This window comes from Photobacterium damselae, from assembly GCF_003026815.1.
GTDB lineage: Bacteria > Pseudomonadota > Gammaproteobacteria > Enterobacterales > Vibrionaceae > Photobacterium > Photobacterium damselae.
The window spans coordinates 281,031-302,324 of sequence record NZ_PYOG01000002.1 but is presented as its reverse complement, the minus strand read 5'-3'; the positions used below and the strand labels follow the sequence as shown (position 1 = coordinate 302,324).

Annotated in this window: 15 protein-coding genes; 2 read left to right on the top strand and 13 right to left on the bottom strand. The window is 40.3% G+C overall.

Annotated elements, in window-relative coordinates; translation table 11 throughout:
• The first annotated feature begins 92 nt into the window (after positions 1-92).
• Positions 93-1,724, top strand: a complete 1,632-nt coding sequence (locus tag CTN07_RS04215) for a sodium/sugar symporter (RefSeq protein WP_036763716.1) — start codon at positions 93-95, stop codon at positions 1,722-1,724.
• A gap of 102 nt (positions 1,725-1,826) precedes the next feature.
• On the opposite strand, the gene CTN07_RS04210 is transcribed toward CTN07_RS04215, so the two are convergent.
• The 13 genes from CTN07_RS04210 to CTN07_RS04150 all read right to left on the bottom strand — a co-directional run bounded on the left by CTN07_RS04210 (position 1,827) and on the right by CTN07_RS04150 (position 19,122).
• Positions 1,827-3,371 (bottom strand): GTPase family protein, encoded by a 1,545-nt coding sequence (locus tag CTN07_RS04210; protein WP_005299043.1) that lies wholly within the window; start codon positions 3,369-3,371, stop codon positions 1,827-1,829.
• A complete protein-coding gene (locus tag CTN07_RS04205; RefSeq protein WP_005299041.1) occupies positions 3,364-4,527 on the bottom strand; it encodes a YcjF family protein in 1,164 nt (387 codons plus the stop codon). The genes CTN07_RS04210 and CTN07_RS04205 overlap by 8 nt, the downstream gene beginning before the upstream one ends.
• Before the next feature lie 125 nt (positions 4,528-4,652).
• Positions 4,653-5,780, bottom strand: coding sequence for an AI-2E family transporter (locus CTN07_RS04200; RefSeq protein WP_036763713.1), 1,128 nt, complete (start codon positions 5,778-5,780; stop codon positions 4,653-4,655).
• A complete protein-coding gene (locus tag CTN07_RS04195; RefSeq protein WP_005299035.1) occupies positions 5,773-6,465 on the bottom strand; it encodes a potassium channel family protein in 693 nt (230 codons plus the stop codon). Before CTN07_RS04195 ends, CTN07_RS04200 begins: the two co-directional genes overlap by 8 nt.
• Positions 6,466-6,509: 44 nt before the next feature.
• On the bottom strand, positions 6,510-7,406 hold the full coding sequence (locus CTN07_RS04190; protein ID WP_005299032.1) for an HlyD family secretion protein: 897 nt from the start codon (positions 7,404-7,406) through the stop codon (positions 6,510-6,512).
• Between the two features lie 7 nt (positions 7,407-7,413).
• Positions 7,414-7,617, bottom strand: a complete 204-nt coding sequence (locus CTN07_RS04185; protein WP_085999137.1) for a DUF1656 domain-containing protein — start codon at positions 7,615-7,617, stop codon at positions 7,414-7,416.
• Positions 7,618-7,622: 5 nt separating this feature from the next.
• Positions 7,623-9,257 (bottom strand): TolC family protein, encoded by a 1,635-nt coding sequence (locus CTN07_RS04180; RefSeq protein ID WP_005299029.1) that lies wholly within the window; start codon positions 9,255-9,257, stop codon positions 7,623-7,625.
• Positions 9,258-9,272: 15 nt separating this feature from the next.
• Entirely contained in the window at positions 9,273-11,411 is a 2,139-nt protein-coding gene (locus tag CTN07_RS04175) for an FUSC family protein (protein WP_036764966.1), read from the bottom strand.
• Between the two features lie 489 nt (positions 11,412-11,900).
• Positions 11,901-13,190, bottom strand: coding sequence for an amidohydrolase (locus CTN07_RS04170; protein ID WP_005299021.1), 1,290 nt, complete (start codon positions 13,188-13,190; stop codon positions 11,901-11,903).
• 34 nt (positions 13,191-13,224) lie between these two features.
• Entirely contained in the window at positions 13,225-14,304 is a 1,080-nt protein-coding gene (locus tag CTN07_RS04165; RefSeq protein ID WP_005299018.1) for a lipocalin-like domain-containing protein, read from the bottom strand.
• The gene (locus CTN07_RS04160; protein WP_005299017.1) at positions 14,304-16,769 is read right to left on the bottom strand and encodes an ABC transporter permease; all 2,466 of its coding nucleotides are present in this window, start codon (positions 16,767-16,769) and stop codon (positions 14,304-14,306) included. Before CTN07_RS04160 ends, CTN07_RS04165 begins: the two co-directional genes overlap by 1 nt.
• Positions 16,750-17,421, bottom strand: coding sequence for an ABC transporter ATP-binding protein (locus CTN07_RS04155; protein ID WP_005299014.1), 672 nt, complete (start codon positions 17,419-17,421; stop codon positions 16,750-16,752). The genes CTN07_RS04160 and CTN07_RS04155 overlap by 20 nt, the downstream gene beginning before the upstream one ends.
• A 333-nt stretch (positions 17,422-17,754) precedes the next feature.
• Positions 17,755-19,122 carry an MATE family efflux transporter gene (locus CTN07_RS04150; RefSeq protein ID WP_005299012.1) on the bottom strand — a complete coding sequence of 456 codons (1,368 nt, stop codon included), beginning with the start codon at positions 19,120-19,122 and terminating at the stop codon, positions 17,755-17,757.
• A gap of 226 nt (positions 19,123-19,348) precedes the next feature.
• On the opposite strand from CTN07_RS04150, the gene CTN07_RS04145 reads away from it, so the two are divergent.
• Entirely contained in the window at positions 19,349-20,812 is a 1,464-nt protein-coding gene (locus tag CTN07_RS04145) for a DUF2867 domain-containing protein (protein ID WP_005299010.1), read from the top strand.
• The last annotated feature ends 482 nt before the right edge of the window (positions 20,813-21,294 follow it).

Below are 21,294 nucleotides of genomic sequence, written 5' to 3'. Positions count from 1 at the left end.
TTTCGTAATATTTTGTGACATAAATAACGAAAATATTAAATGTAAACGCTTACACTCCTCTCCGTTAATTTAACTCACAATGGATTATAAAGATGGGAACTAACGAGATAGGATTTAGCGTTATTGATTACGCTGTTTTTGCCCTCTATGTGCTTATTATTATTGGTGTCGGCTTATGGGTTTCACGAGATAAGAAAGGAGCAACAAAAGGAACAGAAGACTATTTCCTTGCTGGTAAATCACTACCTTGGTGGGCTGTAGGTGCATCACTTATTGCTGCCAATATTTCAGCTGAACAGTTTATCGGTATGTCTGGCTCTGGATATTCTATAGGTCTGGCTATTGCTTCTTACGAATGGATGTCTGCACTGACATTAATCATCGTGGGTAAATACTTCTTACCCGTCTTTATTGATAAGGGTATATATACCATTCCTGAGTTTGTTGAAAAACGCTTTAATAAATCATTAAAGACGATTCTTGCTGTATTTTGGATTGCCCTATACGTTTTTGTAAACCTAACATCTGTACTCTACTTAGGAGGCCTTGCGTTAGAAACCATTCTTGGCGTTCCAATGATGTACGCAATTATTGGTTTAGCCCTTTTTGCAATCATTTACTCGCTATATGGTGGTCTTTCTGCCGTTGTTTGGACCGATGTAATCCAGGTGTTCTTCCTTGTTCTTGGTGGCCTATTAACAACCTTTATGGCTCTAAGTTACATTGGCGGTGCTGATGGTGTATTAGGCGGTTTAAGCCACATGATTGATGCAGCGCCTGAGCACTTTGAAATGATCTTAGATCAAAGTAATCCGCAATATATGAACCTACCGGGTATTGCCGTTCTTATTGGCGGTCTATGGGTTGCGAACTTATACTACTGGGGCTTCAACCAATACATTATTCAACGTACATTAGCCGCAAAATCGGTGCAAGAAGCGCAAAAAGGTATTGTGTTTGCAGCTTACTTAAAACTGATTGTGCCGTTCCTTGTGGTTATTCCAGGTATTGCGACTTACATTATTACATCAAACCCAGAATTACTAAGTGGTCTAGGCTCTGCAGCTATGACTCACATGCCATCTGCAGCACAAGCAGATAAAGCTTACCCTTGGTTAACTCAGTTCTTACCTGTAGGTATAAAAGGTGTGGTGTTTGCGGCTCTTGCTGCTGCCATTGTGTCATCACTAGCTTCTATGCTGAACTCAACAGCAACCATCTTTACCATGGATGTGTACCGTGAATACATTGATCCAGAAGCGGGTGACCACAAACTGGTTAACGTAGGTCGTGCAACCGCTCTTGTTGCTCTGATTATCGCTTGCTTTATTGCTCCTATGCTTGGCGGTATTGGTCAAGCTTTCCAATATATCCAAGAGTACACGGGTTTAGTAAGTCCAGGTATCTTGGCTGTGTTCCTTATGGGCCTATTTTGGAAGAAAACCACCAGCAAAGGGGCTATCGTTGGCGTTCTGATGTCAATCCCATTTGCCCTATTCCTAAAACTGATGCCTCTATCTATGCCGTTCATGGATCAGATGCTCTATACCCTACTGTTCACTATCGTTGTCATTGCCTTTACAAGTCTTAGCAGTACAGAAGGTGAAGAGGATCCTAAAGGTATCGCACTTGAAGCTAAGTTATTTAAAACAGAATCAAGCTTTAACTTAGCATCGTATGGCATCATGGTGATTTTGGCTGTGCTATACGCAGTATTTTGGTAATCATCTAATTAAGTTGCTACTCAATAGATAAATTTGAGTATCACCATAAAATAAAAGCCAGTAGCAATATAATCTACTGGCTTTTTTGATATTAAAAATCTACTACAGCTGTTTGCGATAAGCTTTAAATAAAACTTCACCAAGATGATAAAGCCGCTTAGCCTCTTCGGTTAAATCCAGTCTATCCCCTTCAACTCGGCGTCGATTTAATTGAGTGTTTACGCCATCTTCATAGGCAGACACAATCGCTTGTTGAAGTGTGTCGACATTAAATTGAGGGACGTCCTGACTAACACACAAAGGTAAGATAATATCTGGATTGAGTTTCTCTTTATTAAACTCAACCGCTTGAGCAATTACTTTTCCTTTTTGTGTTTGTGGATTAGACAAATCATACGGTGGTTGCCATTCATCTAATGGAGGAAGTCGATCAACTTGGTTTACCAGCACTAAAATCTTTGGTGCTTTTCGGTTTTGATTTGCTGCTAATTGATAAAATTCATCTACGGCTTGACGCAATTCGACATCCAATTTACGAGCTGATTGATTGGCTTTTAACACCCATAACACTAAATCACTATTGGTTATTTGTGACACAATCTTCTTCTGAGTGGCCTTATCACCATCTAGCCCAGGTAAATCAATTAGATGGACTAGATCGATACCATCGACTGTACATTGATGAACGGTTGCTTGATCTGTTGAAGGTAGCGCACTCACCTCTGCGGCCATTTCACCAATCAATGCATTAACCAATGATGATTTACCTGCACTTACTTGCCCCACAACCGCAACACGAAGCGGACTGACTTTAGCCGCATGAGCTTTACTGTCTTTAGCCTCTATTTCGCTCGGTGGCAGTTCATCATCCGCTAATTTAAATTGACCGCTATAAAGATCAATTGCAACAGAGGCAACTTCCTGTAGTAACGTCGCTTTTAGTTTAAATTGGATCTCAGCACTGACATTATCAAACAACTGCCCCAATACCATACCTCGGGCTTCGGCCAGCCAGCCAGTTGGCGTCGTAATACGAAACAGTCGGTAGATATCATAAGCACTTTTCGCATAACCTAACTTATCACTTAAGTCATATCCCTGCTGCAGCGTTGTAATACTGACTTTATCCACAAAAGGAATATTTTCTCGAAGAAAACGGCGATAACGGCGACTCACTTCTTCTGTCATTAACAAAAACTCTGGCGCAGTAAAAGAGAGTGCCTTACCCGATTTTTGGTTATAACTGGCAGCAACTTGAGTTAAAACCAGTAGCGCATGAGCTTTAAGGTTATCCCACTCTGGTTCTTCATTAATCTGGCGAACAATGGTTTCATTTGCTTGTTGCCATATCTGTTGATCTTTAGCAGTCCAAGCTGGATTGCCTTCAACATCTAACCCTTCTAGATCCTGCTTAATAGCCGTTTCTACCGTACGAGAACGGCGCATCCACCAGTACGGAACAAAGATAATTAAGCAAGAAGATGCAATCAGAGCAAAGAATAAAACCCATTGACCATTTGTTACTAAATCTGCAATGCCAAAACCCGCTAGAACTAAGATAGGTATCGCAATCGCCAGCATAACAAGTGGTACAAAGCCATCAGATAAGCGACTTAGCAAATGGTAACTATTTTTAATTTTATTCATGATGCTTTTGCTCCATTTTTGCTTGTTCCGTTGCTACGTTTTTAACGGATTTAAATGCTTGTTCAAAAGCTTGTTTCATCTGATCTTTAGAAACCGTTTCCCCTTTACTCTTATGGTATAAATACATACAAGCCGCACGACCAATAGCATAGGTAGAGGAAAAACTCATTACAGCAGCGGTTGCACTCCCCACTGTCTGACCATAAATAGGAATAAACTTCACTAACTGATTTACACCCAGTTTTGATAAATATTGAATCAAAAAGCCTGAACCCAACATACCAATAAACTCAGCATAATCTTGTTTATTCCACGTAACGCCATATTGATTTGCTAGGCTGTGTAGCATTTTGCCCTGAATAGAAGGCACGGCCACAATCCCGATCCCTGGAATAGCATCACTTGCCCCAGCAGTACCTGCGTACCAAAGAATTTCCGTTTGTAGTCGAGAGAAATTGTGTTCTTCTCGTGTTTGGTGGGCATTTTTTTCTGTAATTAAACTCAACATAGGAAGTGCCGCTACCAGTGCTTGCTGTAACTGCTCTAACCCTTCTAGCTGTTCGATTTCTGGAATAAGATCAACGCAAATAGGCTGATACCAAAGTTGTTGTTCTTCGGTTAATTTATCTGGATTAATGCCCCAAATATCCAACACTTGATTGTGGTGTCGAGTAATGCTCCGCTGGCGTTCTTGTTCATCTGAGATACCATTAATAGCGGTATGCACAACCAACAAGTGACGAATTTTCTTTGATTTTTTAATTGCTTTCAGAGCTTGTAAAACTTCAGACTGATCTTGCTCTTCTGCTTTCATGATGACCAATAAAGCGTGGCTTCGACCTTCACAATACTCAATGTCATGTTTAGGATCATAATTGTCCTCAGCTAAACCACGGGTATCTAAAAAGCTCACAACTGGGTTAGCCGTTGGGTAGTTATAATCTGAAGCAGTTTGAGTACAAGGCTGAAAACCTAAACCAATTTCAGCACGACTATCTCCGGTTAAAGCTTGAACAATTGTTGATTTTCCAGCGCCGGTCTTACCCAATAACCATAGGGTTGGCACTAATTTTTGCCATTCTTTACTAGCAGGTTCAATATCAGGATTAACTGATGGGTTGATGTAATCATAAACCTTTTTAAAAAAGCGGTTCATAAACACCTTCTTTCTTGTTGTTATGCGTTTTGAACATTATGCAGTTAATCTATAATTTTGGCAAAACAAAGGGAGCACAATGGCTCCCTATTGATAACAACGGTATGTTTTAATTTATTTTTTACTTACTGTTCTTTCGCTTCTTTTTCGCATTGTGTTTCTTCAACTACAGCTTGTGTTGTTTCTGCATCAGCTTTAAGCCACGCCATAAATAGCTCATACCAAATAGCTAAGATAACAGCACCTAGGAATAGACCGATAATGCCGGAGAATAACATGCCGCCAATAGCACCAATCAATATCACAGGCATTGGAACATCAACACCACGACCCATTAGCATTGGTTTTAAAATATTATCAGCTAATCCGCCCGCTAACGCCCAAATTGTAAAGATGGTTGTGCTAGTACCATCACCCGTTGAGTAGACATAGAAAATAACAGGCGCAATCACAATCAGAGCTGGTAGTTGAGCAATACATAAAATAAGAACGCCCAGAGTCAATAAACCAGCCATTGGAACATGGAAAGCAAACATTGCTGAACCAATAATCATAGCCTGAATAAAGGCAACCCCAACAACACCAAGTAGCACACTACGAATCGTTGCGGCGGTTAATGTTGTCCATTTAGCACCATTTTTACCAACTGTGCGGATTGAAACCTTTTGAATAGCTTCAGTAATTTTATGTGAATGAGTCATAAAACCACCAGCAACTGCTAGGGCAATAATAAAGACAACCAAACTTGCTAAGCTGCTACCCAAAATAGAAGCTAAAGTACCAACAGCAGTTTTAATTTCAGGTAAGAAATTCGTTACCGCCTTTTCCATATTCGTTGCAAATAAGCTCCACACTTCATAGATCTTATCACCCACAACTGGAATATCAGCAATACGCTGAGTTGGGCCTGGAATCTTAATATCGCCACTTTGAAGCACACTCATCGTATGAGTTATGCCATCATAAATAGAACCCGACACCATAACAAAAGGTGCAATTAATAACGCAATACAGACCAAAGCGATCACTGTTGCTGCTAATCCACGACGTCCTTTAAATACCGCCTGCAATTTATCTGTAAGTGGCATAAGAGCAACAGCAATAATAGCACCCCACAATACAGGAATAATAAAAGGCTTAACAATATCGTAAGTCCATATAATTAAAACAAGTAGCAGACCAATACGTATGGCCGATTCAACCATATTATTGACGAACAATTTATTTTGTCGTTGCTCCATCTGTTTATCCATTTTTATTCCCCTGATTATTTTTCTCTACATAACTTTGATTAGAACTGACGAGACTCGATACCACGATCGCCATATAAAACACGCCAACAATGGCTTCTAAATACACAATAACTTGGGCGATAGGTGTAATTGGACTGATATCGCCATAACCTAACGTTGTTAATGTGACAAAACTGAAATACGCCGCATTAGAAAAGTTATCTCCCCACGGCATGCTTTCCATACCTGTAAATGAATTAGGATCAAACTCTAAAAGAATGAGATAAAGGATCGCCCACATTAAACCAAGTAATAAAAATAACGCGACTGACCCCACAATCTTATTAAACGTCACAGGCCCAGAGAAGAGCACTTGCTTTGCTATCGACTTGAACGTGCCAAAAAAGAACGCAAACATTAACGCTAACATTGCAATATCGATTTGCTGCAGACTAAAGAACTTTTTAACAACGATAGCACCTATCCAACATGCTAGTAGTGTCACTAAAAATCGATACCAATTTTGATCAAACCGTAAACTGACCAAACAAACCACAAAAGTTAAAATAGTAAATGCTTCTAACACATATTCTAATATATCGCTGGTGGTTACCTGTACTAACGAAGCACTAATCAGTAAGCCAATTAATGCTAATGTTAGATAGAAAAAATTGTTTGATTCAGTAATCTTCTTTTTAACTACCACAAGATTATTTCCTTACTTCCAGTGATCCATGAATTATCCCTAACTTATCTATCTTGGTTCTCATCAGAGGCCGTATCTTGTAACACCATAATTGATGCTGACATGCCAAAACGAAGATCAAGATTTTCTGGTAACGCTTCAAGCTCAATGCGTACAGGAATGCGCTGCGCTAAACGAATCCACTGAAACACAGGATTCACATTAGGCAATAAGTTGTAGCCAACGGTGCCATCTTTCGGTGCTATACCCCATCCTATTGAGGCAACTTTAGCGTCGATCGATAAATCAGGATGAGACATTAAGGTAACTTTTGCCTGACTTCCTGCATGAATAGCGGCAATTTGGTTTTCACGAAAGAAACCAAATACCCAAAAACTGTTTTTATCAATTAATGCAATGAGCGGTTGATTTGCAACGGCTTGCGTTCCTGTTTGAATATCAAGGTTTGAAACATAACCATCAACAGAAGCATAAACTTTGGTGAAACTCACGTTCAATTCCGCTGCCTTTAATTGCTCTTTAGCTATTTGAATCTGCAGTAATGACTCTTCATAAGCTATTTGACGACGAATAAGATCCTTATGTGATACAGCACCACGATCTTTTGCCCTAATATCACGCAGACGATCGTATTCGATCTTTTTACCTTTAGAACTGATGATCGAGCGTTCTAAGGAAACTTGAGCTTTTGATAAAGCAACATCGTAAGTACTTGAGTCAATCTCAAATAAAAGATCGCCTTTATTCACCATTTGGTTGTCAATAACCGCAACGTTCGTAATTGGCCCAGAGACTCTAGGCGCAACTTTGATCACATTCGCTCTCACCTGACCATCTCGAGTCCACGGATTATTGAAGTACTCTTGATATTTTTGGTAACCCAGCCATACAGCTCCACCAATGATCAAAAGATTAACTAGGATGACGATTGTCTTTTTCATCTTTCACCTAAATTTGGATATAAAAAGTATCGATCGCAACCACATAAAAAACCATGATGGCGAGAAACGTTAATGAGGGATACGCAATAAATCGTGATAACCGAGTCTTATTTAAAATCACAACGGTTATCCACGTAGCAACTAGAGACAAAACCGCCACCAATAAAACTGGCGAATAATAAATATCTCCCATTGAGAGTTCGTGAGGTATCGACATTAATTCAACTCCTCAACAGGAACCTTATCAGGATCTAATTGGGGTAACACCACCTGCTTAGGTAAATCCGCTTTTGGCATAACAAGATCTTCATCAAGGCTTGTTCCCCAATCAGTACGGCTTCTCATTGTTTCTATTGTAGAATCAGCAACTAAAGGTTTACCCGATGTGATTTGCCATCCACCACCTAAGGCCTTATACAGCGCAACAACTTGATTGGCGACATTACCTTTAATTTGCGCATAGCTATCTTCACTTCGAGTCATCTTCTCAACCGAGTTCAGTAAACGTTCGAAGCTGATTTGGCCATTTTCGTACTGAGTCATGGAAATATTAAAAGCACGAATAGATGAGTTAACCGATTGCAGACGAAGGGCTTTTTGCTCTGTATACAAATCATAAGATTCAAGCGCATTAGTGACCTCTTGCACCGCCACTAGCACTTTTTTATTGTAATTGGTTAATGACTCTTGGAAGCGGACATCTTCTAAGCGAATATTATTTTTCACCCGGCCATATTGAAAAATATTCCAACTAAAACTTGGGCCAGCAACAAGCATGAGAGAATCGCTGAAACTGAAACTGCGATCAGATGGGACTGTACTATTAATACCGATTGAACCAAGTAATGAAAAGCTTGGATATAGTGCGGTTTCCGCTAATCCAATTTTGGCACTCTGGCTATGAGCTTGCAGTTCAGCAACTTGAAGATCAGGACGACGCATCACTAAGTTAGCATCAATCTGATTATCTACTTTGGGAATATGAGGCACTAAAGAGTACTTATCAGTGCCATTTAACGCTGCTTTCTTACCCACAGCATATCGCGAATCATATACCGCAATTTTCTTATCAATAGCATCAGAGCCTAACAATGCATCAACTTCTGAAGGTAATACACCAAGTAATACCGCTAGTGCATTACGAGCTTGCAACATAGCAATTTTTAACGATGGTAGAGCCGCTTTTGTTGTGTATAACTGGTTTTTTGCTTGCTGGACATCAAGCTCGGTAACATTACCTGAGTCATATTGAACTTGGGTGATATGAACAACACGTTGTTGAATTTCAATATTGCGTTTTGATAATAAAATACGCTCTTGAAAGGTGCGATAATTTATATAGTTACGCGCAACTTCAGCGGTAATGGTTACAGCAATATCACGATATGAAGCAATTGAAGCGTACATTAATGCTTCTGCAGATTCGATTCCTCGTGCATATTTACCCCAAACATCAAGCTCCCATCCCGCATCAAAGCTAAGGGCTGCATTATCAAATGACTTTTCATTTTGGTAGGCCTTAGCAAGATTACCCGATACTTGCTGAACTTGTGGATATTGGAGACCTTGAGATATTCCAAGAGCTGCTCTTGCTTGAATAATACGTAATCCTGCCGCTTCAAGATCTAAATTTTGCTCAGCCGCCATCTCAACCAAATGATCCAGTGTTGGATCATTAAACTGCTGCCACCATAGTGCAACATCAGCTTGATCTTGTTGATCAACCAACTGCCATTGCGCTGGTATCGCTTTAGGCTGTAAAGACTCAAAGTTCGGGCCTAATACACTACAAGCGGTCAAGCTACATAGCGGCAAGATTGTCATGCAAGCTCGCAATGAATGTTTTAACACGTAGTCTCTTCCCTTTTAAAATCGTTTTTGACGTAAATGATCCCAGTCGATCGCAACATAAGCGTCTTTACACTGATTCATCGCTTCAAAAATATTGCGTTTCACACAGACGAAAATATAAAACTCTGCAATTTGTTGATGGCTGATTGATGTTAGATCTACTTGCTGAAAAAAATGCTCAAGTGACTTTTCACCTTTAGCATAATCAACTTGATATTGTTCAAAACCAGCAGTTAATAACTCTTTACCCTTGCCACCGGCTAATGTTGTCGCCATCTCAGCTAAAGAGTCATCTGGATACTGGCTACGAGCTTTGTTTACTAGCGGGTTATTGTGCAACGATTTCTCATACACATTTAAAATGGTCAGATGATTAACTAACTGTTCAGACGCGGCGGCAAAACCTATTAACGATTCACTAGAAAGTGCAGGAAAGAGCTTTAAATTAATTTTCGATGCCCATAACTTCAGCTTTGGTACCGTAAACTTAAGAATCTTAAGATGAAACTCTCGCTTTCTCCGTTGAAACTTATTGGGTTCTAGAGCAGAAAATGACATTAAGTAATGCTGAATATGGCGATATAACCGCTCTCTCATAACCAAGAATAGGTGCTCAGGTTTAGATGAAAACGGGAAATAATGAGAAAAAATAATCATCAATACAACTTGATAAAACAGTACCATAACGGTCATGACGATTCCAAAATGGTAAAACATGGTGTTATCAATATTGAGAATAAACAGTCCCATTAAGAAGAAAATGGTGACCGGACCATTAAACAAGTAAAACGCAATAAAGGTATAAAGAAAAATAAAGACGCCAAGCTCTAACCCCAACGTTAAGTTTGGCAGCACAAAAATATAAGCCGGGACCGCAAATAAAAAACCAAAGGTAAATAATACCAATAGCATAACTGGGTGCACTGGCATAAAAGAGAGCAACGACATATAAATCGTTGAGAAAATGACAAAACTGTAACCACCAGGTGGATTTAAGTAGATCCAGATAAATGCAGCAACCCAATAGGTAACAAAAACTTTTAGTGCCGTCTTAAAGTTTTCAGCATCCCACCAAATAAAGCGACTGGTGTTATTGATATTTGGCTTATCAAAGCTCACTCGCTCTGTTACTGAATCGATGCAAGTCACGACTTCGGTTAGCTTCGACAGCTTTTGATGTAAGCTCTTTAGAGAAAACCCTAAGGTTATTGCAGACCCCTTTTCAAAATGACCGGCATTTTTTAAAGCATCAACTTCAAAATCTACTTTTAGCTCTGATCCAATATAGTGACTTTGTTGTTCGGCCCATGCATCATCTAACTGAGAAAACAGTTGATTAATCTCTTCAACCACATCTTGATAGTTGCCAATAAAGTCTTCGCCATCAACATGTTGATCAAAACTGGATTGACCAACTGCAACTAACTGTTGAGTGATCTGCTTGTAGTAATGTAGCGCCAAATCCCATTCAGTTTTATAGGCAGATACATCACTGCACTCTTTACTGATGAGGCTATATCGCTGATCAAGTTGCGATTGAGCTGTAAATAATGCTTTGATGAGTTCTGGAAGTGGATCGTCAAATTCATCTAACTGAGTCGGCGTTAAACTTTGCCGATGAATAATACCGACAAATACCGCTTGTTGTTTCTCTTTCAGATCAGCTGCTAATTGACGTAAATTTTGTTCTGTTTTGGTTGGAAAAAGAAACGTCCCAACTAAAGTGTATATAACGACACCGAAAACGGTCATATAAGCTCGATCGATACCATAAAGAAAAGCGCCTTCCGCATCCCCTCCATTTGACATCATTAGAGTCATGACCCCCGTTAGCATAAATAACGTGGGATCTTTGGTATAAGCATTCCGAAAATAAAAGATAACGGAAACAACAACCGATACCGATAGCATATAAAGCCATTGTTCTTGAGCAAAAACACCAACCAAAGAAAGGCCAAGTACCGCTCCCACAACAGTACCAAGAACACGAAGTGAGCCTTTTGCTAGCGATTCCCTTTTACTTCCTGTAGAAGCTATCAGCATCACTGTGGTTGCAGCAGTCGAAGCTTGGGGCCAACCCATAGCCATGGGAATAAGATAAGCAAGGGTTAAACTTAATCCGACTTTACAGGCAAACTTAAACTTGTCACTCATACAAAAAGGAAACAACCACTTTGATAATGAAAACGAAGTCGTTACTTTACTGTTTGTGTTTGTTAACCCATCGCTTTGCGACATCCACTTTCCCCAATTTGCTGAATATATCAAGACAAAAGTAGTAAAAAGCGGGCAAATTAGCGGAATATTTTTACCTAATCTACTGATAAATTGGAAATAGGTAACATTTCAGATCTTTTAAAAACAATAGATACAACAAAGATATTAAAACAACTAAAAAAGTCTCAACAATACTCTGGAATAGAGGCGGACATGATGTTAATTCATTGATTTAAAATGAATAATATAGTTTTAGCTAAATTAACAAAAAAGCCAAATAACTTAAAATATAGGCGGGGTTTAAATGGGGATAATAAAAACTAAAAGTAAACCTCGATTTATCACTGCAAAGCAAAGTATAAAGGGAGTAAATGGTCATTACTCCCTGGCTAACAGTTTATGAGATCAGAGTGAATGGTGTTACGTTTAAGGATTTAAGCGCATTAGGGCCATAGCAAATAACCTTACCCCAGAAACCATACGGCTCTCATCAATATCAAAATCACCATTATGATGGCCTGCGGTCAGATCTGAGCCAATTAAGCAGTACACAGCTTTACCACCATTGTGTTGTACTCGGTCAAATAAATAACCAACATCTTCACTTGCACCAAAATCCTTTTCGCGGATAACATCACTGAAACCAGCATCCAAGCCAATGGATTCAATCAAGTTCACCATTTCAGTATCATTGTGCAAACCAATTGCTTCACCTTGAGCCTGAATTTCTACGTTAACGCCATGAATATGTGCAGATCCCTGAGCAATTCTCTCAACTTGCTGATACATATAATCATTAATTTCGCGGTTCTCGCCTCGCGTTTCACCTTTAAGTACAGCATTAGCCGGAATGACATTGCGCCCTTCTCCAGCCTTTAGCTGACCCACATTAACACGCGTCATACCATCTCTATGGCGAGGAATGGCCAGCATTTGTGTCACTGATGTGCAAGCCGCAGCTAAAGCATTACAACCGGCATTAGGCTCAATACCCGCATGAGCAGGTTTACCTTTGAAATGTAAATCAAATTTGGAGCTGCATAAGAAATGCTTAGGATCACACACTAAGGTACCACTTGGAACATTCATTCCAACATGTGCAGCTAAGAAGTAATCCACATCGTCTAACCAGCCACTCTCAGCAATGGCTTTTCCTGCTCGACATCCCTCTTCCGCAGGTTGGAAAATAAATTTAATTTTGCCACATAACTGATCTTTATTAGCGGCAATTAATTCGGCTAACCCTAAACCGATCGCGGTGTGGGCATCATGACCACAAGCGTGCGCAATGCCCGGTGCTAAAGATGCAAAGCCTAAAAATCTTGGACGATGGGAATCATCCTGGCTTTCCATCACATCAACAGCATCAATATCAAAGCGGAAGGCAACCGTTGGGCCATCACGGCCAGTATCAAGAATCGCACCTAAACCAGTAATACCATCCATTTGAGCCAAATACTTAGGGTCGGCCCCCCAAGTTAAGGCCCTTTTTTGTGCTTCAATAACACTTTCTTCATCGCGCCCCATTATGGCAGAACGCGCAATGATCTCATCGGCAAAAGCTAACTGATAACCATGATGTTCCATATGAGCCGCAATTCGACAAGTGGTGAAAAACTCACACCATGCTGATTCGGGGTATCGGTGAAACTCTCTACGGTAATTCATTAAACGTTGAGATAAAGCCTGTTCATCATAGTTTTGAAAAAATGTCACTTGCGATTCCTACTGCTGTGCCTATGGTACGTAGCTAATAACCGGTAAGTTCCATAAAACCTTGTCCAGAGTGCGATCCTGTCACATGGATAGGTCCTTCCCAATATGGGAATACAAAAGGAAGCCACTGATCCTTTCGTAAAACATTTACCGTTAACTTAATATTTTGAGATGGTACATCAATTCTCCACTGTAAAGGAAATTTTTTACCATCAATTCGAGTGTAACTTAATGGAGTTAAACGAATTTGCGTATGATCAAGTTGAACAACTTTACCATTAGGCCAGCTTCTAGAACCAAAATAATAAGGTAAATCATCTTTTTCACGCAGTTGAGACACCATAAGAGCGCTACCATCATTTAAGTGAATAGAGAACCAGTCCCAGCCAAGCTGATCTTTGGCAAGCATGCTACTGCTCCATTCACGATCTAACCACGCCTCACCACTTACTTGATATTCTGTTCCATCAAGAGTGATTTTACCGTCAATATCTAAAAATGGCGCACTAAAATAACGGGAAGCCATATCAAGCTCAGGATGCTTTTTGCTATAACCCTGATCACCTTGTAATACAATTGGACCATGCTGTGTCACTTTAAGAACCGCAGCCATTCCGTCATCTGCAAATTCGACCATGCCCGGAAACGGCGTTTTGCCGAGAGCTTTCCATGACCAATTATCAAGCCAAGCGTGGTATGGCGTTGAAGTAACACCAGCCTGACCTATGCCACCACGAGCAAAACGTTCGGCAGACCAAACCTTTGACTTACTGGTAATGACTGCATGAGCCATATACATTTGTGGCGTTTTCCAACCCGTTTCTTTTTCTGTACTGGTTGCCATCCGAAAAAGTGTCCATTGAATTCCGAACTCTTTGCCTTCAGGTGATTTTACATTAGCAGTAAGATACCACCATTCAGTTCGATACTCAGGGTGAGCCCCATAGTCTCGTGGAAACTCAACAGGCTCACCTCGTACAACCGGTTCATATACATATTCATCAGAACGAGTTAACACTTCAGCCGTATTTGAACGTTCTGTTTTTTTATTACAACCAACGAGAAGAGTTAGAGCCAAAGCTAAATAAATAAAATGTGTAAATTGCTTTGTCATTAGAACGCCTCTCTTAACGACAAAATCGCGGATCGCTTCACTAGACGCCACACTGGCCATCCACCAGCAATCAACAAGACCACTAATGCCGATCCCAAAGTAAATAAATATTGAGTTGGGAAATAATGGATAGGCATGGTCCAACCAAAAGAGTATTTCAAAACAACATCAATCAGCAGCTGTGCCAAAATTAACCCCAGAGGTAGCGCCATTAAAGCAGTAAATAGACCAATTAATAATAATTGCCCCCCGCCAAGTACCGCCAACTCCAACCCGGTCATCCCCATGCAACGTAATAGAGCAAACTGACGTTGGCGAGAGACTTCGCCAGCAAGAGTGGCAAAGAAAAGTCCGCACACAGCTATAAATAGCGTTAATGATCCTAATGTCGACGTGACAACAAAGGTCTGATCAAACACACGCATTGCTTGAGTCATTAAGTCAGAATTATTGCGGATGCGCTCTGGCTGTAGTCGGAAACGCTCACCCAATTTAGCCAATAGAGCCTCGTCATTAGCGCCTGGATTCAAATGAATAGCTAAACCAACTTGTCCTGAATGCGGCCAATAACGGTGCCACTTATTGTATGAGATCAATAACTGTCCATACGGATTACCATAGTCATAATAGATACCAACAATGCGCCAGTTATCATTCATCGGTGTTGGTAGATCGACCATATCACCTATGTGCCAATTATTTTTAAGAGCCAGTGATTCACTCACCATTACAGCACGTTGCGAATGTAAACTCTGCCAATAATTTGGTTCGATATCTTTTACTGAAAGTGCCGTCATTTCACCTTCAGATTGACCAATACTCATCACTTGCAGTGTACCCGCATCGGTTGGAGTCTCTTTTTGCCAACGCCACCAAACGTCATTTACTTCTGGTTGATCTTCTAACCAACGGTACATTCTTGGTGCCATATTCATAGAAGGACGAATGTAAATATCTGCGGCAAGACGTTGTTCAAGCCAAGTGTGAGTCGTATGGCGGAAGCTTCCAACCATAGTTTCCATACCAATATTAGAGGCAAGAGCCAACATAAATGCCATTGCGGCAACGCCACGATAACTTAAACTTGAAGCCGCATCAGTAAAGAACCAACGCATTTTCACGGATGGAAATATCACGCCTAGAATTTGGAACGACTTCCAGAGTAAATACGGCATTAACAACCCAGATGCGGTTAAAATTAATGCGATAAGAACAAAACCCGCAAATTGTCCATGAGGTAGTTGATAAATGCCAATTGCAACCAAGATAAAAATTAACGAAATGATTGATTGCCAAGCAAACTCACGGCCACTAAAACGAACTAGAGCCATATGAGTTGCTAACCGTACAGGTGGCGTTTTGATTAATCGAACCATCGGCCAACCACACGCGAGAATGCTACCACAACCGGCAATAATTAAGCTGGCAACACCCCACTGCCAGTGCCAACTAACAGCAAGATTAACGTTAGCACCATAGAGATCACTTAGCGTTGCTGCAACCGAAGGCATTAATTGCTGTGCAAGGACCAACCCTAGCAGGTTACCGCCAATTAAACCTAAAATAATCCACAAAATTAATTCTATTGAGAGCGCTGCGGCTAGTTGTAGGCCTGTTACGCCTAACTGCGTTAATCGTCCAACTAATGGCTGGCGCTGAGTAAAAGAGAGAGACATCGCTTGATAGAAAATAAATAATCCAACCACAAACGATAACATTCCCATCGCAAACAAATTCAAATGGAACGCATTAGTTAGGGGTTCAAGCCTTGCACTTTGGTTACGTTGTAACGTTAAGCCGGGAGGCAATATCTGGGTTAAGCGCACTAATTGCTCATGGCTCATCTCACCACAGACAATAGACGTAAAGCCAGAACTTGGCTGGATATCTCTTAATCTTGCAATATCGGCAACTAATCGAGGACCGCCAGTTAATTCATCAGGTACTATTTCGACTGGACCAATTTTCTTGCCGCTATCTAATGTGATCATATCGCCTGATTTGACCCCCATATAACTAGCAAGTTGCTCTCCAGCAATAATAGGGTATGGCGGTTTCATCAAATCCAGCATATCGGCTCGTAGTGTTGCCATATTTTTTTCACTGCGAGTAAAAGCAGAGAACATAGCAACGGGATCGAGCCCGACGAGTTCAAAATCACGCCCCTGCTCTGTCACGATTCGATAGCTATCAAGCGGCGCACACGATTTAAGTCCCGCACGTCTTAATTGAATATAGAAACCTTGAGGAACTTTAAGACCTAACTGTGCTGTGCGGATACGATAAGGATAAGGATTTGAAAATAGAAGTTCACCTTGGCGATAGCTTTCTCTCGCTTGTTGGTTAACCCCCATTACACCAACAAGAAGTGCAATTCCCAGCGTTAAACCAAGCCAGACCAGCATGATTTGAAATGGGTGGCGCTTATAATGCCCCCATAACGCCTTAATGACGGGGCTTAACATGCAACTGTCCCCCTTGCAATCGGATACAACCATGCATTTGAGAAGAGACTTGCTCACTGTGGGTAACAAGCAAAAGTGTACATTGCAGTTTTTGACATAAACCAGTTAACAGACGAATAACAGCGCCAGCATTACGTTCATCTAAACTGCCTGTTGGTTCATCTGCTAATAGAATTTGGGGTTCCATATACAAAGCACGCGCTATTGCGGCGCGCTGTTGCTGTCCACCGGAAACTTCTTCAGGAAAACGATCTAACAAAGACATAAGATCAAGCGCTGATATAATTTGGCGCCATAAATCGGGGCTCTCTGGTAACCCCTTTAATTGGCGACAAAAACGAATATTATCTGCAATAGTAATGGTCGGTAATAAATTAAACTGCTGGAAAACTAGGCCGATATTATTACGACGAAACAAAGCTCTTTGACGCTCAGAAATTGCATGAATAGGTGTGTCTCCGAGCCAGATCTCACCCGCGTCACATGAATCTAATCCTGCAATTAAATTTAGTAGCGTACTTTTACCAGAGCCGCTCTCTCCCATCAGAGCCAATTGTGCTCCGCGTTCAAGATTTAACTCTGCTCCTTGTAAAACAGAATGGTACTCACTGCCATCTTGGTAGCCTTTACAAAGCTGAGCCAGTCGTAACATTTATGCCCTCAAATCCAGTTAAGTCATTGCGTACAGCTCTTATTGTTCAATAAAGCTGTACATCTGTAAGTAAAATTTACCGCAAACCCACACAGACAGAAAGGAGTTTTCTGATCATGCACTCAAATAGAATGCAAACTGTTACACAATCAATACAAAATGGGCTGATTACCCACATAACGCTAACAAAACTGGTCAGTTATACGGCTTTAATACGTTGTTTTATTAAGCAATTTGGTATTGCAAGATTATCCGAAATAGCCATTAATTTAAGTATATACCTAACCTAATGGCCTTAGGATTTATTTTATTAATGGCCGATTTTTTATCTCACTAAGCAACCAAGTTATTCATCCACTTTTTCGAACGTAAACGAATAGTTGATCCCACCCATTTCACAAGCTCCTCTAGCCCTAACAGAGCATAAATCCACTCTACTGGAATTTTGAAAACCAGCGCACAAATGGCAACAACAGGAATACCAATAACCCACTGAGCAATAATATCTTGATAGAAACAGAATCGAATATCGCCACCAGCACGTAAAATACCAACAATCATAGTCATTGGAATACTTTTGATGATTAATAATCCAGTATAAATGACAAAGAAATGCTCAGTTAATGCACGGGTTTCTGGTGTCAGCGCTGTAAATAGATTCAGAACCGGCTCTTTAATTAGCAGCATCAATATTGCCATCACCATACTACTAAGTAGGTTAAAACAGGAAACAGCCCATGCTTGGTGATAAGCTTCCTCCATTTTATTGGCACCTAGCTGGTTTCCAATCATAACGGCTGCAGCATTTGAGCTACCAATTAAAAATGCAAGAGACAATGATTCTATCGGCGTCATCACGGATAATGCCGCCAGCCCCTCTACCCCATATTGACCAATAATGGCGTGATAAACAAAAATACCCGCAGACCAAGCTAAATGGTTAAATGTGGTCGGCAAAGAGAGGGTTAAAAAACGTTTTACATAAATCCATTCACAAGCAGCAATAATGGTACTTAGCCCAAAAGAAAGTAGATGTTTGCGATGATATAAGTAGGCATATAAAAGGCTAACCTCGACCACACCACTGATTACTGTCGCCCAAGCAGCGCCAGCAATTCCCATCTCAGGAAATCCCCATTTACCGAAAATCAATAGCCAGTTCAAGAGGATATTTAAGCTAATTCCGATTGCGCTAAAAAAGGTACTAACCCCAGGTTGGTGCATTGAGCGCAATCCTACAGCCATACTTATACCAAAAGCCATTGGGAACATACTTAATGCTGTAATCTGTAAATACTGAGCACCTAAAGCCACTACTTCAGAATTATTGGTCGCAAGTGAAATTACGCTCTCCGGCGATAGAAAAAAAACACCTGCCGCTATTAGTGCCGTAATATTACTCATAAGCCAAGTTAAAGCCGTCGAACGTTTAACACCCTCGCTATTTCCTGCTCCCCAATATTGAGCAGTCAATAAAGCTCCCCCTGTGGTCACACCAAAGAGCATAATCGTTGCCACAAAAATAGCGCGTCCCGCAATGCCCATCGCAGCAACATCGGTCTGACCTAATTGGCCGAGCATTAAAATATCAACCAGACTACGACTTGAAAACATCATAGACTGAATGGAGATCGGCAAAGCGATGAGTAAAAGGCGACGTAAAAAGTCACCTTTAAATTGCTGCAATACAAGTGTGAACATTAACGCCCCAGATAAGATAATAATTCTAATTCGTCGATTCGACGGGGATATATACTCAAGTGATACCTTGATATAAACGCTCAGATTTTATACGCCCAATGTACAAACTCCAATCAAATTAACCTTATTTTTGCCGTTTTTTGTATTTAATACCAAACTGATAAATAAGGGATTTTTAAACTTTTATTTTATTCCCATAGCGAATTATTAAATGGGTGAGATTACGATGGTTCGAACAATTTTAGTGGTAGGGGCTTCAGGTTATATTGGCAGCAATTTAGTGCCGAAATTAGCCCAAAGAGGATATTCAGTTAAAGCGACAGGACGCAACCTATCACTGTTAAAAAAGAAAGGTTGGAACAAGCTAGACAACGTCTCACTGCATTATCTAGACCTTGACGAAAAGTCAGATCTGACCAAATTATTATCTGATGTAGATCTGGTTTTTTTTCTGGTTCACGGCATGACACACGGCCATGACTTTATTGACTATGAGATTGAAGCAGCACAACATTTCAGTGATGGATTAAAACAAAGCCAAGTAAAACACGTTATCTATTTAGGTGCATTACAAAGTAACAACAGTGATTCTAAACATTTAATTGCTCGAAAGGCGACAGGCGAGATATTAAGACAAAGTGAAAAACCAGTAACCGAACTGCGTGCTGGTATTATTATCGGACCAGGATCCGCAGCCTTTGAAGTAATGTGTGATTTTGTCTACCACCTACCTATTATGTTAACGCCTAAATGGGTGACTTCTCGCAATTCGCCTATCGCCTTATGTAACCTACTCCATTATCTTTTTGAACTGATCAATATGCCGCCTTCTTCACATCGTATTTGGGATGTATCAGGCCCAGAACAGATGAGCTATAAAGATCAAATGATCCGCTTAGGTAAGATCATCCATAAACCTATTCGAGTCTTACCCATTCCATTTTTAAGTCCAACCTTAGCCGCTTACTGGTTAAGGTTTATTACTTCGGTTCCAACCAATATTGCCAAAGCGTTAATTGGTGGACTGAGATTTGACCTCCCAGCCGATGGGACACAGATTCAGCAGGCTATACCACAAACATTATTGACCTATGAAGAAGCGGTTTCAATTGCCCTAAAAAAACAAGTAGAAGTTGTGGCAAACCCTATTTGGGGATTTAACCCAGATGCAATAGAACGCTGGCAAACAGGTTATGGTTATTACCCTAAACAAGCCGGATACACATTAAAGACGGATGCTTCTCTTGATGCTTTGTGGCAACAAATTCAACGACTAGGAAACCCTGGGACGGAATACTTCTTCGCCAATTCTTTGTGGCATTTGCGTGAGTGGATGGACAAAATAATTGGGGGTAACGCTTGTGAGCGCTATCGTCGAGACCCGGATACTTTACAACTTGGCGATAGGATTGACTCATGGAAAGTTATAGCGCTAGAAGATAAACATTTTATTTCGCTCTTATTTGGTATGAAAGCCCCCGGTCTTGGTCGGCTGGAATTTACGATAAAAGATCATGGCAACTACCGCACTCTTGATATCAGAGCTTGGTGGCATCCTGCTGGATTCAGTGGACTTTTATATTGGTTCGCCATGATGCCAGCTCACTTATTTATATTCAGGGGAATGACTCATGCGGTAGCTAAAAAAAGTAAGGCTCATATTAAAAAAGGAAAAATTGATACCCAATAATCAATTAAGACCTTTGTTATACAAATAACATACATAAATATACCCTCGGTGTATATTTATTTAATGGGTAACCCAATTATAATTTCCCACACAAATACAACACTACGATTGTTTTATAAACAAGTATTTATCTAATAAAACTTAACAAACGTCTGACAGCCAATTATTTGACATATCCTATAATTGCTGGACTAAGCCGAGATTATAGATGAAGGTAAGAAATGAAAAAATGCTGCGAAAATAGTCAATATCAAAAAATCTCTCGCACTTTTTGGCAGAAGCTTTTTTATAAATCCATTTATCAATGCCAATTTTGTAACCATGTAGTTAAAATTAAATAATATGTCTAAAGATAAAAAGAAGTTAAGAAAAACGATCTCTTACTTAAATCAAAAACATCTTAAATTAGTTAGACAGAAGCATCTAAGAAAACTAAATAACGCATAGTTTTTCTATTTGATTAAACCCGACAAACTGGCCCA